The organism is Lactiplantibacillus xiangfangensis, assembly GCF_001438845.1.
Classification (GTDB): Bacteria; Bacillota; Bacilli; order Lactobacillales; family Lactobacillaceae; genus Lactiplantibacillus; species Lactiplantibacillus xiangfangensis.
On sequence record NZ_JQCL01000098.1, the window covers coordinates 1 to 15799 of the forward strand.

Sequence of the window (15799 nt, forward strand, 5' to 3'; positions counted from 1 at the left end):
AGACTGTATCGGGTCCCATTTCGGCCCATACTAAAAAACTCCTTCCTAAGTAAACAAGCTTTAATTATTTGCTTGTCTACTTAAGTAGGAGTATAGCCAATTTCTGGTTGGCTTTTCCTATTGTTATGGTTGCAAACTAACCGCCTTTTGGCCCACTCTTTTGTGATTAAGGTTCCGCGACAAAGTATTTCTTCACGCAATTAATAAAGGGTTTCAAAGCGGGATTGTGGTTGTTTTTCAAAAAGGCAATGCCGTAAACGTAAGGTGCTTGGTGGGGATAATTCAGTGGCACAACTTTAAATTCAGATGAGTCTTTAACACTGGCTAAATTAACCATGATGGCAATACCTAGACCACCTTGCACGAGGGTGTGACTTAGAGAAACTGAATCTGTGTAAAGATAATTGGCATCCGGACAAGCTTTCTTGATGCGCTGCTGGAGTTTGAATTGACGTGGGGGGCAGATGTTAGCGTTAAATAAAATGATAGTCTCGTGTTGTAGATCCGCAATTGAGAGGGCTTTATGTTGAGCTAACGGATTATTTGCGGGGGTAATGCAGGCAAACTGACCCGTGATGAGTGGGATAAATTGAATGTCTTCCGAGTCGATGATGCTGTCTTGCATCGGAAAAATAACGTCACATTGTTGACTGACGAGGTGTTGTTTTAAGATATTGTGATCGAAGTTCTCTAAATACAAACGTGAATTCGGATATAACTTATTAAACTCTTTAATGACTATCGGAAAACGCCGAATCTCGTAATACGTGTTGGTATAGCCAATCAGAAGTGAAGAAAAGTCCTTTTCTTCGACGGCTCTGGCCCCGCCGATAACTAAATCGAGCTTGAGTAGTAATGACGGAATATTGTTACAGAGAAATTGCCCCGCACGCGTCAGCGAAACCTTGCGTTTCGTGCGGTTGAAGAGCTTGAAGCCTAGTTCCTGTTCAAGCTTATTAATGGCGTGGGTAACGGCGGGTTGAGTTAGATGTAGGTTCTTAGCGGTTTGCGAAAAGCTGAGGGTTTCTGACAGGTTAATAAATAGTTTTAAGTATTCGATATTCATAAGTTGATCTCCTTACTTATAACAATCCTTTATTAATGATAATACTATTTCATTTCACGGTAAATGGATATCGTGATACCCTTAATTTGTTTATAAAAGCGTTTTCATTTTTAGGAGGGCTAATCATGAGTACAGAGTTAAATAGTGGCACTTATAACGTTACGGCTGAAGGGTATGAAAATAATTCTACAAAGTTAAAGATTGTGATCGATCACAACCGGGTGGAAAAAATCATTCCAGAAAAGGATATTATTCCGAATACGCTAGAAGATGCGGTCTTTACCCAGATTCCAGAGCAAATTATTGCGAACCAATCACTGGCCGTGGATGCCTTAACTGGGGCGTCACATTCCAGCAAGGGTTTGATTGCTGCGGTCGGCCAAGCGATTGAATTAGCTGGCGGTGATCCTAAAGACTTTGACTACCAGGCCCAGGTGAACCATGATGCGCTGAAAAAGCCGACACCCGTTACAAATGATGAGAAGACGACTTATGCTGATTGGCGAAAAAAGCCTGCTGAAATTACGAAGAAAATTAAAACTGACTTTTTGATCATTGGTGCGGGGATTTCAGGCCTCGCCGCTGCGGTTCAAGCTGGCGAAGAAGGTATTCAAACGACCGTTATTGAAAAGAACGGTTTCGTTGCCGGTAACGGTGGTGGTGTTGAAGGCATCTTCGGGATCAACACCGATATGCAAAAAGCGGCCGGCATCCATGCGGAGAAGGAAGAAATTATTGCCCGTGAACAAGAATTAGGACAATACCGGGCAGATGGCTCATTCTGGGTCGACCTAGTGAACCATTCAGCGGAAAATATTGATTGGCTTGTTAAACAGGGCGTTCAATTAACTAAAGTTGATGATTACCATGGGACCTGTGCATTCCCAACCTTCCACTGGTTTAAAGGCGGATTTGCTTCTGAAGGCTACGTCCCATACATGAAGAAACGGGCGGACGAACTTGGTGTTAAATTCATTTTGAATGCGAGTGCTGAAGGTATTATTTATGATGGTGACCGGGCTGCCGGGGCTTACATCGCAACGCCTGAAGGTAACGTCGAAATTGACGCGAAGGCCACGTTGTTAGCAACTGGTGGTGTGGGACATAACCCTGACCTGATTGCCAAACAAGGCTGGCAGACAAAGAACTTACACTACTGCTCAATGCCAAGTAACACTGGGGATGGCTATATGATGGCGATGTCGCTCGGTGCAAAGGACATGTTGACTGAATCAGCAGAGTTCATGATGAACTACATTCAGGCGTTGCCACACGAAGGTGTGCATCTATACATTGACCCGATCAACGGGTTCATGTCGCTTCCTTCCGGCGGCCCGGTTGTCTTTGTCAATCAAGATGGTGTTCGGTTAGTTAATGAAAATGTGAAGAAGGATAACTTGTTATACCAGCGGATGGCTATCAAGTCGACGAAGGTTACTTATGAAGTCTTCAGTCAGAAGATTTACGACCAAATTACGGCCGGGGTACCGGGTGCCGATGACGTGCTTGCCAAGGCGGTTCAAACTAACGAAGGTGACTCCCTGTATAAGGCAGATAATTTTGAAGACTTGGCTAAGGCGGTTGGACTCCCAGTCGATTCACTAGTTAAGACGCTTCAACAATATAACCGTTTTGCAGCCAATGGTAAGGATGAAGAATTTAACAAAGATCCTGAAATGTTAGTTGCCCTCGATGAAGGTCCATTCTACATTGCACGGTTGGACCCGTCTAACTTGATTGGAATCGGCGGGGTTGCCTCAAACCGGCAATTTGAAGTGATTAAAGACGACTTTGAAAAGATTCCTGGTCTCTACGTTTCCGGGATGGATAGTACGATGCAATACCGTAGCGTTTACACGATTACACTGGGCGGTTCTGCGTGTGCACATAACGTGAATTCAGGACGCCACGCGGCAATCAATGCTAAAAAATACATGGCAACGTTAAACAACTAAAATAGAGCGCGATAAACTGCCTTTTGCTACACGCTTCAATCGCAATAATGGAAAGATAACCGTTCAGAAAAATATTTCTGAGCGGTTATTTTAGTCCTATCTCAGATCCGTTTTTTGTTTAAAAAATGGTCCTCAATGTTTTTTTAGATTGGTGCAATCATATATTTTATTTATATAAATTAATAATTATGTCCCGATGTGGCTTGATAACGTCCCGCCCGAACTATACAATGGTTCAGGGAGAAAATTATGAATTTTATGAAAAATATTAGTATGACAAGTAAATTAGTTAGTCACATCGGCCGGATGAGCTTGCTGGCCGGGGTCGTTGCAATCGTTACGACGGTTGCCATTGGTCAGACAACGTTCCAAGAAAAACACAGTGGCTCGACCGTTGTACAAGCCGCAACGCTGCCAGTCCACTTAACGTCGAAGTACCGAACGGTCAACGACGCCGTTCAAATCAAGCCTACATATCGAAATTCAACGCACAAAGCGTACGACGTCATCAACGGCGTTGCGGGCAATAATCAGCGAATCAGCCTAAAGGGTAAATATCGGCTTAATAAGCTTAATATTTTGTATGTTGATCAGCGAATGAACATTGATAAAGGGGTCTACTACCACTTTAAGATTGGGAAGAAGAGTGGTTGGATTTGGCGTGGCTACACGCAACCGTATACCCCTAAATATGTTGCTGGTAAGAGCAAAAAAATCAATAAGACGGTGTACGTTCAACCAGCGTACCGGGCTGCGACGAGCAAGAAAAAAGTATTTGGCTTCAAGGTTGTGCGTCACCACACTAACTTTAAGACCAAATATAAGTTAAATAAATTTACTAAGTTTAAAGCCACTAAAAAGATGAAGGTCAAAAATGCGGTTTACTACTACGTCACTAGTGGGACCAAAAAGGGCTGGGTTTGGCATGGCTATACCACGACGAAAAAGCCACTGGTCAATACGTATTTAGCGACGGAAATTAAGCAGACCATGAACAAGTACCACTTACGCGGTAAGGTGCTCGTCGTTAATGGTAAGCAAAGTAACCGTGACGCTGAAGGGGTCGGCTATGCGAACTATGGCCGCCGGATCTTAAATAATAAGTCGAACGTGGTGTATCAAGGGGCTTCCTTGCAAAAAGCCATGACGGGTTCGATGATGGTGCAAGTCATTACGGAGTCTCAAAAGACGGGGCGCCGGATTACTCAAAACACGGCAATCAGTCGGTGGTACCCGGGACTAAAAGGGGCAAACAACATTACGGTCGGAAATTTACTGACGCAGACGTCGGGAATTACTGATCATAATTCAGAGGTCGTTCCCAGCCAAAAGTTGAGTGAACAACAGGCCATTGACCAAGCGGTAGCCCGAATCAATCAATCGGGTGTTTCTGAGAAATCGTATCATTACAATAATGATAATTATATTTTGTTAGCAGGGATTATTCGGGCCGTTACGGGCCAGTCGTATGAGCAGAATTTAAATCAACGAATTATTAAGCCACTAGGATTGAAGCATACTTATATGTGGAATTCCGTTTCAAGTAAGTACGTCAAAGCACGCAGTTACAAATATATTAATAAGAACTATCAACACGGGGTTAATCCTAACGATAAGTTATTATCTTATATTATCGGTGCGGGTAATATGTACACGACCGTTAACGACTACGAAACCTTTGAACATGGGCTGAAGAACGGTAAGATTCTTAATAGTTCCGACTACCATTATCTGACCAACATTAATAGCAAGTCCGGCAGTGGTTATTCTGGCGGGATGTACGTTCGCCATAATGGCAACGTGAAGGCCGTCTATGGCACGTTGGCCAAGAACCACGTGGGTAACTGGGTCCAGTTGACGAAGAACAATGGTCAGGGAATTATTCTTTTTGCTAATCAAAGTAACAGTGCTGACGACGTTAAGCAGGCTGGTTATGAAATATTGAGCCGTTTCTCAAACCAGTTTGACGCACGGTAACTATCTGAATATCATCATTTAAGCAGACGTATCAACCGGGGGACTAATGGGTTGGCATGGCTGCTTTTTGATTGGAAATTAAAGAAAAATGGACAAAAAAAACACCATAACCCCCTCATCGTGATGTCACGTTAGTTGCGGCACTTGTTTGACTAAGCTGCCATTATAAGCCGGTGCCCCGCGTAATGTAAGTAGTATTTGGCTCCCGTGAGCAACAAATATTACGGGTATAAATTCCCCCAGCTAAATGACCACTGGTTGATAGTGCTTACGGTTTCCGGATTCCCCAATGTTAAAAATGTAACCCATTTACCTTAAACATCTATGAACCATATACATTCTATATCTTGTTTGATGATTCATAGTAATGTTTTTAGACATTAGGTAGGTTAACTAACTTATTGAATGAGAACTTTATTGAAAAACATTAGTGTGCCGTTCAATTAAGAAACCAATGACCAAAATTGCGATTGCGAGCACTAAACAGCTCAGTAACGTGCTTAGCCACGATCCGCTCCAGCTTTTTAAGAGGCCGAATGAAAAGGGACCAGCGGCGGCAAAAAGATAGCCAAAGGTCTGCGCCATGCCAGAGACTTCAATTGTTTCGCTTGGATTACTCGTTTTTTGTGTGAAAAAGATAATGGCAAGGTTGAATGAAAAACCTGAAGCAACGCCCATCAATAAGGCTAACGTGACGCCAAAAGCTAGGGTGTGCAGCGGCAAGTAAACGCCAATTGTCCCGAGGCCAAACCCGATCCCGATAATCCACAGCATCAGTTGTTTTCCTAACTTAGAACTGGCAAAGATTGGCGTCAGCAGGGCACATGCTAAGCAAGCTAATTGTAAGATTGTTACTAACATGGCAGCCACGTTAGCGTCGTAGCCAACAGTTTGGAAGATGTTTGGCAACCACGTCACTAGTGAATAGTATAGCAAGGCTTGAATGCCAAAAAAGAGCGTGATCAACCAGGCCAGCTGATCAGTCCAAATTGATTTTGGAAGTTTAGCGGTGGTATTGGTGGCTTTCACGGTATCAGCAGGGTGACGGTCAGTCAGTAATAGACAACCAATGACGCTGATTAGGGAGAGCACGAAGAGGACAACCATGGTCGTTGTCAGCGAGAATTTAGCCGTTAGCGGGCCGACGATCCCAGTTGCAAGGGAACTCATCAGGACCATCGCGGTGGTATACAGGCTAACGCCTAACGTGGGGCGGTTTGGCAAGCGGTCTTTGATGACTGCTGGAATGATGACGTTACCGCCATCGATGCCCAAGCCAATTAAAAAAGTGCCCAGCAGCAGTGGGGTGACCTGTGGTAAAATTCGCAAAGCCGCGCCACAACTTAAAATGATAAAAGCAATCAGGAGAACTTTGAATTCACCCCAGCGTTGACTGGCTTTAGTGAAAACCGATGAAAAGATTGCGAAGGTCAGGAGTGGAATCGAAGTGAGTAACCCAGCCACCGTTGCCGATAAACCGCTAGCTTGCTGGAGATTTGGCAAGATGGGTGGAATGGCCGTGATGGGTAAGCGCATGTTGATGGCAACCAGCACAATCCCGAGTGCGGTAAAACCCTTGCGACGCTGCATAAAAACACCTTCTTAGAGAAAAAGTTTTGTTATCAATATATTAATATTATACCGTTTAAGGGTAGCTGGCACGGCCTTTTTAATGATCAGTGAATCCGCTGATTAAAATTTAATTAAAGAAATCCTTGACAACTTTTAATCGTTTAGCCATAATTAGAGCCATCAAGAAAGATGAGTAGCAATTGTTAACCGGCAACAGAGAGTCACTGACTGCTGAAAGGTGATCCGGAGCGCGTTGTGAAGATGGTCTTTTTAAACGAATTCAATTGGTGAGCGTACGCGTAAGCCAGTTGCGGCAAATGCCCGTTATCGCAGCAGTTAGTTCTGCATGAGTGGGTGTCCTAGTGACACTATTAAGGTGGTACCGCGGCCGTGGAAGTCGTCCTTGTTATTTATTTATATATAACAAGGACGACTTTTTTTATTACCTTAAAATTAAAAGAGAGATGAGGATTAGATTATGAGAAGAAATACAAAGTGGTTATTAGCGTTAGTTGGGGTCATCGTCGTTTTTACAGGGATTTGGGGTTTTAGTCACAATAGTGATGGTCAAGCCAGTGGCAGTAAGTTAAAGACGGTTAAGATTGGTGTGGCTGCGGGCCCTTACGGAGACATGGCGACGAAGGTGTTAGGACCGTTATTGGAAAAGAAAGGCTACAAAGTCGTTACGAAAGAATTTAACGATTACGTGCAGCCTAATAAGGCGTTGAATTCTGGCGAAATCGATGCTAATTTGTTCCAACACTCACTTTACTTAAAGACGTTTGCTAAGGCGAACCATTTAAAATTATCCGCAATTTCTGAAACGCCAACGTTGGGCATGGGGATCTATTCCAAGAAGCTTAGCAAGTTGAGTACGTTAAAGGACGGTGCCACGGTTTCCATTCCGAATGACCCATCAAACTTGGCCCGCGCCTTACAGTTGCTTGCCGCTCAAAAATTAATTACCTTGAAAAAACACATTAACGTGACGACGGCTAGCAAGGTCGACATTGCGACGAACCCAAAGAATTTGAAAATCAAGACTTTGGACGCCGCACAATTGCCACAATCACTCAGCAACGTTGCTATTACCGTTGTTCCTGGGAACTACTCTTGGAGTGCGAAGTTGAATCCTTCTAAGGCCTTGGCGTTAGAAAAACTACAAGATGACTATAAAGAAGTTTTCGTCGTTAAAACGAGCAATAAGAACGCCGCTTTTGCGAAGGCAGTCAAATCCGTTTTGAATAGTAAAGAATTCAAGCAAGCCATCGCTAAGTCACAATTCAAAGATTTCGACAAACCAACGTCGTGGCAGTAGGGAGGCCCTTGTATGAGTCAAATTGAGTTAAAAAATATTGATGTGACGTTTAAGCAAAAGGGCCGGACGGTATCAGCGGTCAAGGATGTCTCCCTCAACATTGAAAAGGGTGAGATTTTTGGAATTGTCGGTTTGTCCGGTGCCGGTAAGTCAACCTTAGTACGGACTATCAATTATTTACAAGTTCCTAGTAAGGGTCAGGTGGTCGTTGATGGAACTGATTTGACCCGTGCTAATGGGAAAACAATTGCGCAGGTTCGGCGTAAGATTGGCTTTATCTTTCAAAACTTTAACTTAATTAACAACCGGACTCTGGCACAGAACTTAGCGTTTGCGCTCACTGCCGGGGGTTACCCGGAAAAGAAGCAACCCGCCCGAATTACGGAACTTTTAAAATTAGTCGGTTTAGCAGACCGTCAAGATAATTACCCAAGCCAGCTATCTGGCGGGCAAAAGCAACGGGTCGGGATTGCCCGGGCCCTCGCTAATGACCCTGACATCTTATTATGTGATGAAGCGACCAGTGCGTTGGACGTGGAAACGGCTGAAGAAATCATTGAGATTTTAAAGGGCATCAATCAACGGCTCAATATTACGATCGTGTTCATTACCCACCAATTGGAAGTGGCCCGCAGTCTGTTTGACCGGGTGGCCGTCATGGAGAATGGAAAATTAGTGGAAAAATCATCCACTTACGACCTGTTTGCGGCGCCACAATCAGACATGGGACAACGGCTGGTCAGCCGGTTCTTGGACACTAAGTTACCGGAAAAAGTTCAGGCCCAGGTGACGAGCCAATCCGGGCAATTACTTGCTTTGCGCTATCGGGGGAGCGATTCACTGACACCCATCATTACGAAGATTGCAAAGGAGACCGACGTCGACATTAACATTATTCAAGGCCGGGTGGAATTTATTCAAGACCGAGCCATCGGGGTGCTTGTCGTGTATTTAACGGGGAAACCAGTTGCGGTCAGTCGGGCGATTCAAGCCTTTCAGGCACGGGTCGATTACGTAGAGGAGGTTGAAAATCATGAATGAAACGATTACGATTTTACAACAGAATTTAGGGACGGCGTTGTGGGATACGGCTAAAATGGTCTTTATCTCCGGGTTTATTGGTATTATTTTTGGCACCTTAATTGGCCTATTCTTGTACTATTTTTCCAACCCATTGTTTGCGCCCCGACCACTGGTCAATAGTATCTGCGGCTTCATTATTAACGCTATTCGTTCCTTGCCATTTTTGATTTTAATGGTGGTGCTGATTCCGTTTGCCAAGTTAGTTGCTGGCGACCCGTATACGCCACTGGGTGGTGCGGTTTCCTTGTCCGTAGCGGCGATTCCGTTCTTTGCCCGTTTGGCAGAAGGGGCATTTGCGGAAATTGACGCGGGGGTTGTGGAAGCGGCCCGGTCGACTGGGGCCGGTTTCTTCCTGATTTTTCAAGAAGTTTTATTCCCAGAAGCCTTGCCCGCATTGATCCGTGGCGTTGTCTTGACCTTGATCAGTCTGTTAGGATACTCCGCAATGGTTGGGACCATTGGCGCCGGGGGTATCGGGGACTTGGCCATTCAATTCGGGTACAACCGCTATAATACGGGCGTGCTCGTTAGTGTCATCGTCATCTTGATCGTCATTGTTCAAATCGTACAGTGGTGTGGCGACCGTTTAGCGGAACATTATACGCGCGTTTAAGGGTTAATTAGTTACCGAGAAAGTCGACTTACGGGTCGGCTTTTTTTGTGATGATGTTTTCAAAACGAATGAATACGCTTTATTTTACAGGTGTATACTTTAGGTAATGATTATTTCAAAAGGATCTGATACTAATGAATCTGAGAGCACGCGTGAGTTATTTAACCTTAGTGGTATTGCTATTTATGATTGAAATTGCGGCGGCCGGATTGATGTGGTTGGACCACAGTATTGATGGGACGATTGTCCACGGTTTACTGGGGCTAGTGATGTTTGTTATCGGGGTGACGGCTTGTACGGCGGCGCAACAACGGCCAGTGACCATGTTTAATCCGCTAAAAGCGGGCCACATTGTGACTTTGATGTTTGTAAACGTCGGGATGTTGATGGTGATTGCCATTCACGATTGTGATCATATGCGCCAAGCGATGGGCTGGGGGTACCGGTTCACATTGAGCTTGTTACTGATCAATGTGATTGTTTATTTGCCAAACTTGCTTTCGCTGTACCTGATTGCGCACGGACGCAAAGTGGGAATTTGGGCGACGCTGATTAGTGGCTTGCTTATTGGCGGTTTATTCTTAAAGTTACACTTGCTAGGTGCGTGGTTACCCGTTTGGGGACCGTGGAACCAGTCGTTCTTCGTCCTCAGAGTAGACGTGATTAGTTGGTGGATCTTAGTGATTACGGCTTTGGCGGGCGTTTTAATTGCGTTGATTGCGGCGGAGGTTTACGGCGAAACCCGAGCAAAGATTTAAACTAGTTCTAAAAGGTCGGCGTGTGCACGCGGGCCTTTTTTGGTGCCTAAACCGGATCCCAGTACCAATTAAGCATGCAATGAGATATATAAGTAGAAAACATGTCCAAATGCTTAAAAATAACGTGTGCTATTAAATCGGTAATAGTAAAATAATAAGAAAAAGGAATGGAAAATTTTATCTGAATACCGTTTGCGATTTTCTTCTTAGGCTTGTTGCTTAGTCTTATTAAGTTACAAAACTCTATCCTATGAAATTGAAAGGGAACTGCTAGAAGACGATGAGACGTAGAAAAATCAGAATCGGCAGTTAATTAATGGATTCGGATGAGTTAATAGGACGTAAAGCGATATGGATAGGGAAAGCAGTTTACTTTAATTATTCAGAGGGGTAATAAGGGGTGGAAAATTTGTTTGATTGGTTTACGGATTTATGTGATGGCATCATTTTATTTATTACATTGTTTTTCGATATACTGATAGCTTTATTTTGGTTGGGTGTTACAGGTGTATTTATTTATATCATATGGGGTATATTCGCATTAAACTAGGGATTAACATGATTAAGTTAAAAGGTGAGTAGCGATAAAAATTGCTGCTCTTTTTTGTTAGTAAGGGTTGTTAATGGGTGCTGAACAAAAGTCCTATGCCTGATTATTGGCATAGAACTAAGGTAAGGCGTCACAAGTTTCACGCCTATCTGAACTTGCGGGAAGCGGTTGCGCCGGCTCTCACTTTTGCATACACTTATTTTATCAGGGGGTGCGATTCAATGCAAAGTACAACCATTAAGGAACTAGTAGCGCAAGTCATTAATAGCAATGTGACAGCGTATGCAATTGGTAAGGGATCGGGCGTTGATATTAGTATGATTAGACGTCTGAAAACAGGTGAAAGACAGATAGAGAACACTACAGTTATGACTGCTCAAAAACTGATCGACTACGGTTATAAGGTAGGCTTAATCAAGTAGTACAGAGGTAACGGCGTTTGCTGTTGCCTTTTTGGTATAACTCGTGTTGGTAGGGTGGCCGCGCCGTTTTTCAGTTGACAAGCCCTCCGGAAAGAGTTTACATGAATACGTGAGCGACGGTTCATGTGTGGGTTATAATGGAATGATTCATAAGGATTTTCAACGAAAACAAATAAGAGGATTATGTATGGCAGAAGAAAACTTTGAGCAGGAACACCAAAAGGCACTGACTAATTTAAAAGCAGAACTGCCGAACGACGAGGCCCTAGGTGCGATGGTGAACATTTTTAAGGCCTTCGGTGATATGACCCGGGTCAAGATTATCTTAGCGTTGGCTGAGACACCACTAAGTGTGGGCGAAATTGCGGACACGTTAGGGATGAGCCAGTCCTCGATTTCACACCAACTAAGCGTCTTAAAGCAACTGAACCTAGTGTCTAACGCTCGGCGTGGTCGGAATATTCATTATCGTTTGAGTGACCAACACATCATCACAATTTTTCGCCAAACGCAGGAACACATTATTGAAGACGAAAATGATTATTAATTGATAGGTAGTTGTTGGACGATGTTTAAAATAAATTCGATGAAGACTGTGATCGTAAATCACGGCCTTTTTTGTGTTGAGCTATTTATATAGGGAAAAGAAACCGCTTTCTGCCCGCTGTTGACATTCTAGTCAGAAAACGGTTAGATTACTTATTAGAGGTAAAAATAAATTTACTTAATAGGATGGGGCTTGTTGAGTAGGATCTTTTGGAGGAAACTAATGGGACTTAATAAGAAGTTACTATTAACGACTACGCTGGCGTTAGGTGTGATCTTAGCACCGGCGACGGGACGGGCGGCTGAAACTAGCCAACCGAGTGCGGCTAGTCAATCTAGCGCAGTTGCCAGCAGTACGACAGCGACGAGTTCGACGCAGGCTAGTCAGCAGAGTTCCAGTCGGACAACCAGTACTAGTGCGAGTCACCCGGCTAAACGGCTTGATGCGCCGACTGTCAAAACCAGTCAAACGTCAACTACAACCGCTAAAAAAACGCAGGAAACTTTGGCACTGACGGATGTCAAAGTGACGAAGACGGCGGTTACTGGACACACCACTGCTGGTACCACGGTACAAGCAGTGGGCTTAGATCAGGCCGTTTTAGGAACTGCCAAGGCCGATGCGCAGGGCAACTTTAAGCTGGTGGCTGGACTAACTGGTACGTCGTTTAGCTTGCGAGCGACTAAAAATGACATGCAAAGTGCTACTTGGAAATATACGGCTAAGCTGAAAGTATCCAAGGTGAAGGTTGCTAAGACGATTGTCAGCGGGCAAACGTTGGCTGGCGCTAAGATCAAACTCGTTAACCAGAAAAAGAAAACGGTCGGCACGGCGATTGCTAGTTCGAATGGCCAGTTCACGCTCCATGCCACTAAAAAGGTTAACACCACACCATTTACGTTAAAGATAACGAAGTCAGGGTATCACGCCGCTAGCTGGAAATATACGGCACCCCTCAAGGTCAGCAAAATCAAAGTGACGAAGCACAAGGTGACGGGGCACACCACGGCTGGCGCTACGGTAAAAGTCACCAATTTGAAAAAGCAATTATTAGGACGAGCAGTTGCCAATAAAAAAGGGACGTTTGCCGTTCATACGACTAAGAAAGTCAGTACCAAGCCATTTAACCTGAGTGTCACTAAGTCACGTTATAAGAAGGTTGCTTGGAAGTATACGGCACCACAAAAGGTGACACGGATTGCGGTGCACGGCAAAAAAGTTACCGGGCACGCGGTAGCTGGTGCGACCATTAAGTTGGTGGCATCGCATAAAGTTGTCGGGACGGCCAAAGCCAATTCGAAAGGAAACTTCACCGTGCACGCGACCCGGAGTTTGACGACGAAGACCTTTACCGTTAATGCAACTAAATCCCGTTATCACAAAGCGCATTGGAAGTATGCGGCGAAGAAGCTGAACGTCCCGTTGATTGCCCAACGGCCTGAATTACCAACTGGGTGTGAAATCACGGCGGTGACCATGATGCTACGTTATAAGGGCTGCAAAGTGACTAAGACGAGCTTAGCGCTTGAGATGCCCCGGAGTAGTAACCCGAATAAGGGATTTGTCGGCAACCCATACACGAGTTATGGCTGGACCATTTACCCAGCTGGCTTGATGAAGCTGGTGAAGCGGCATGCTCACTCGGCCGTTAATTTGACCGGCGTTTCCATTTCTCAGTTAAAGAAGCAAATCAATAAGAAGCATCCCGTGACGCTATGGGTCACCGGTGTCGATGGGTTTAACACCCACGCTTTAACGATGACGGGCTACAGCCCAACCCGGATTTACTATAATGATCCGTGGACGAATCGTAAAACGAGTATGAAAACTTCGAGCTTTAAATCACATTGGAAACGTGACGGCTACCGCGCGCTGAGTTATTAATCAGAGTGTGACAAGTTGCTTTTTGGCATACATTTTGGCTAGAAAATCCAAGAAAAAAAGATAGCGGTTCAGAAATCATTTTAGGATTTCTGAGCCGCTATCTTTTATGATGTTTCAGTTTTGATTAAATTAGGTTTACTTTGCGACCTTGCTCAAACCATTGGCATAGTTTAATTTCATGCCGGGTTGGGTATTCGGCAGGTAAAGGTTGAATTTGATCTTCTTTGAACCAATCGATTGAGCCTGCATTTTAACGCCGCGGGCGAGCAATTCATGGTTTTTAAAGACGGGGGTGACCCGGTAACGAACGTAATGCTTAGGGCTTGCTTTTAAATAGGCGGCCACTTTGTTTTCATACTTCGACATGCCGGGATCGTTTAATTGGCGCGTTCCCGTAATCAAGTTCTTCATGTTATTGTTTTGACCAGTTAATTGGTAGCCGATGAGGTGACTCCGGTTATATAACCAGCCGGATTTGATCCGTTTGTTATGCCAACCGGTGGGATTGATGTATAAAGCTTCTCGTTTGGCTCTAGGCATCAACTTTTTGTTAAGTAACGCGTTAGCAGCCGTTGCCCGGTTATAAACATCTAATTGACCATATTTTTGCCACGGGCCCTTTTTAATGGAAAGGGTCGCCTTGCTAAAGCCCGGCCGGTTCTTGTTGATAACTTTTACGCGGTACTTGGCTTTTTTAGTCGTCTTTTTAGAGGCCTTCTTTTTCTTTGCTGGTTTCTTTTTAGCAACTTTTTTCTTAGTTGTTTTCTTAACAGCTTTCTTTTTAGTCACTTTTTTCTTTTTGGCGACTTTTTTGACGGTCTTTTTCTTAGTGACCTTCCGTTTGGCTGGTGCCTTTTCAGTACCGGATAACGTTAATCCGCGGTGCTTGGCAGTCGTCAGAGATACGGCGTAGACCTTTTTAGCACGGTTCAGCCCGCGGTCGTGCTTGTTATAAAAATAATGTTTCCCCGTCCGTGTGACGTAAACGGTCTTAGCGTGGGCGACCGTGGCTGGCGTTACCGCAGTGGTTGCGCTCACACTACCGAGTAACAACACGAGCATTAGGAACCACTTAGTCCAAGTGGCAGCGTGTTTCTTCATTATAAAACTCACTCCTCAAAAGTAATTTTGAATCTGACCTGCTTCCCCAAGTAAGTCAAACTATTAATTATTTTATATTAAGTTGAAAAATATAACCATAGCTAGCTGACAATTCGAATGACTAAATCAGTGGCTTGTGGAAAACGGTGTAGCGGGTTGTTATCCACTTGTGGATAAACATCGCTTGAATTCCCATAATCTGCTTTATTCAAGGCCAGTCTTCCTCTAAAATAGAATTAATAATATTTGAACATATCTACGGGGGTGCATGATGGACACAATCAAAGGATCGCAAACTTTATCAATCAGTAATCACCGGGTCTTTTCAGCGGATTTGAATGAACACGATACCGTATTTGGCGGTAAAATTTTAGCCACCGTTGACGATAACTCGTCAATTGCGGCGTCACGACTGGCACGAATTGAAACCGTGACGGCGTCGGTTGATCAAGTCAATTTCTTGATGCCGTTCCGGGTCCAAGATTCGATGTGCGCGGAGTCGTACGTTTCAGGTGTCGGTCACCGCTCGATCGAAGTCTTCACGAAAATTATTGGGGAACATTTGAAAACTGGGGAACGCTTCCTCGGATTGACCTGTTTTTCAACTTTTGTTGTGACGCAGCCGGGGATCGAATTACCGACGCTGGTCGCTGACAAGCCGGAGTACGCCTTTGTGATGGAAGGTTATGAACAACGTCAAGCGGAGCGCCTAGCACGCTTAAAGCAGCAAGAACATTTTAATTCACATATTAGTGTCGACGTGCCATGGTAAGCTAAATAAAACGCATTTGTCTGGAGAGTTATCCACAGACAGGTGCGTTTTTTGTTGTTAATAAAAATACATAAACTTTGCATGATTTTTACAGGTTCACAACACACGCTTGCTATGCTGACTTTAGTGTATTCAATCAACATTTAACGCTGGTGACAAATGATTAATAGGAGGGGATTAA

Annotated in this window: 13 protein-coding genes; 10 read left to right on the forward strand and 3 right to left on the reverse strand. The window is 44.3% G+C overall.

Features of this window, described 5'->3' with window-relative positions:
* Nucleotides 1–166: 166 nt before the first annotated feature.
* On the reverse strand, nt 167–1066 hold the full coding sequence (locus IV64_RS12090; protein WP_057707485.1) for a LysR family transcriptional regulator: 900 nt from the start codon (nt 1064–1066) through the stop codon (nt 167–169).
* A gap of 125 nt (nt 1067–1191) precedes the next feature.
* On the opposite strand from IV64_RS12090, the gene IV64_RS12095 reads away from it, so the two are divergent.
* A complete protein-coding gene (locus tag IV64_RS12095; RefSeq protein ID WP_057707486.1) occupies nt 1192–3021 on the forward strand; it encodes an FAD-dependent oxidoreductase in 1830 nt (609 codons plus the stop codon).
* 249 nt (nt 3022–3270) lie between these two features.
* Nucleotides 3271–4998, forward strand: coding sequence for a serine hydrolase domain-containing protein (locus IV64_RS12100; protein ID WP_057707487.1), 1728 nt, complete (start codon nt 3271–3273; stop codon nt 4996–4998).
* 414 nt (nt 4999–5412) lie between these two features.
* Here the strand turns inward: IV64_RS12100 and IV64_RS12105 are convergent, their stop codons facing one another.
* The gene (locus IV64_RS12105) at nt 5413–6588 is read right to left on the reverse strand and encodes an MFS transporter (protein WP_083491663.1); all 1176 of its coding nucleotides are present in this window, start codon (nt 6586–6588) and stop codon (nt 5413–5415) included.
* A 460-nt stretch (nt 6589–7048) separates the two neighbouring features.
* Here IV64_RS12105 and IV64_RS12110 point away from each other — a divergent pair, with 460 nt between their 5' ends.
* From IV64_RS12110 to IV64_RS14815, 7 genes are all read left to right on the forward strand, one after another.
* Nucleotides 7049–7888, forward strand: a complete 840-nt coding sequence (locus IV64_RS12110; protein WP_057707488.1) for a MetQ/NlpA family ABC transporter substrate-binding protein — start codon at nt 7049–7051, stop codon at nt 7886–7888.
* A 12-nt stretch (nt 7889–7900) separates the two neighbouring features.
* On the forward strand, nt 7901–8929 hold the full coding sequence (locus IV64_RS12115; RefSeq protein WP_057707489.1) for a methionine ABC transporter ATP-binding protein: 1029 nt from the start codon (nt 7901–7903) through the stop codon (nt 8927–8929).
* Nucleotides 8922–9584, forward strand: coding sequence for a methionine ABC transporter permease (locus IV64_RS12120; protein ID WP_057707490.1), 663 nt, complete (start codon nt 8922–8924; stop codon nt 9582–9584). Before IV64_RS12115 ends, IV64_RS12120 begins: the two co-directional genes overlap by 8 nt.
* 134 nt (nt 9585–9718) lie before the next feature.
* The gene (locus IV64_RS14595) at nt 9719–10342 is read left to right on the forward strand and encodes a hypothetical protein (RefSeq protein ID WP_202813325.1); all 624 of its coding nucleotides are present in this window, start codon (nt 9719–9721) and stop codon (nt 10340–10342) included.
* A 771-nt stretch (nt 10343–11113) separates the two neighbouring features.
* A complete protein-coding gene (locus IV64_RS12130) occupies nt 11114–11314 on the forward strand; it encodes a hypothetical protein (protein WP_057707491.1) in 201 nt (66 codons plus the stop codon).
* Nucleotides 11315–11501: 187 nt separating this feature from the next.
* Nucleotides 11502–11861, forward strand: coding sequence for an ArsR/SmtB family transcription factor (locus tag IV64_RS12135; protein WP_057707492.1), 360 nt, complete (start codon nt 11502–11504; stop codon nt 11859–11861).
* Nucleotides 11862–12083: 222 nt separating this feature from the next.
* On the forward strand, nt 12084–13745 hold the full coding sequence (locus IV64_RS14815; protein WP_057707493.1) for a C39 family peptidase: 1662 nt from the start codon (nt 12084–12086) through the stop codon (nt 13743–13745).
* A 135-nt stretch (nt 13746–13880) separates the two neighbouring features.
* Here IV64_RS14815 and IV64_RS12145 read toward each other — a convergent pair whose 3' ends face one another.
* Nucleotides 13881–14846: a DNA/RNA non-specific endonuclease gene (locus IV64_RS12145; RefSeq protein WP_057707494.1), complete on the reverse strand. Its 966-nt coding sequence runs from the start codon at nt 14844–14846 to the stop codon at nt 13881–13883.
* Nucleotides 14847–15117: 271 nt separating this feature from the next.
* Between IV64_RS12145 and IV64_RS12150 the strand changes: the two genes are divergently transcribed.
* On the forward strand, nt 15118–15618 hold the full coding sequence (locus IV64_RS12150; protein ID WP_057707495.1) for an acyl-CoA thioesterase: 501 nt from the start codon (nt 15118–15120) through the stop codon (nt 15616–15618).
* Nucleotides 15619–15799 lie beyond the last annotated feature (181 nt).

Coding starts and splice junctions, on each gene's coding strand:
- IV64_RS12090 (WP_057707485.1), bottom strand. CDS start 1,066: ATGAATATCGAATACTTAAAACTATTTATTAACCTGTCAGAAACCCTC.
- IV64_RS12095 (WP_057707486.1), top strand. CDS start 1,192: ATGAGTACAGAGTTAAATAGTGGCACTTATAACGTTACGGCTGAAGGG.
- IV64_RS12100 (WP_057707487.1), top strand. CDS start 3,271: ATGAATTTTATGAAAAATATTAGTATGACAAGTAAATTAGTTAGTCAC.
- IV64_RS12105 (WP_083491663.1), bottom strand. CDS start 6,588: ATGCAGCGTCGCAAGGGTTTTACCGCACTCGGGATTGTGCTGGTTGCC.
- IV64_RS12110 (WP_057707488.1), top strand. CDS start 7,049: ATGAGAAGAAATACAAAGTGGTTATTAGCGTTAGTTGGGGTCATCGTC.
- IV64_RS12115 (WP_057707489.1), top strand. CDS start 7,901: ATGAGTCAAATTGAGTTAAAAAATATTGATGTGACGTTTAAGCAAAAG.
- IV64_RS12120 (WP_057707490.1), top strand. CDS start 8,922: ATGAATGAAACGATTACGATTTTACAACAGAATTTAGGGACGGCGTTG.
- IV64_RS14595 (WP_202813325.1), top strand. CDS start 9,719: ATGAATCTGAGAGCACGCGTGAGTTATTTAACCTTAGTGGTATTGCTA.
- IV64_RS12130 (WP_057707491.1), top strand. CDS start 11,114: ATGCAAAGTACAACCATTAAGGAACTAGTAGCGCAAGTCATTAATAGC.
- IV64_RS12135 (WP_057707492.1), top strand. CDS start 11,502: ATGGCAGAAGAAAACTTTGAGCAGGAACACCAAAAGGCACTGACTAAT.
- IV64_RS14815 (WP_057707493.1), top strand. CDS start 12,084: ATGGGACTTAATAAGAAGTTACTATTAACGACTACGCTGGCGTTAGGT.
- IV64_RS12145 (WP_057707494.1), bottom strand. CDS start 14,846: ATGAAGAAACACGCTGCCACTTGGACTAAGTGGTTCCTAATGCTCGTG.
- IV64_RS12150 (WP_057707495.1), top strand. CDS start 15,118: ATGGACACAATCAAAGGATCGCAAACTTTATCAATCAGTAATCACCGG.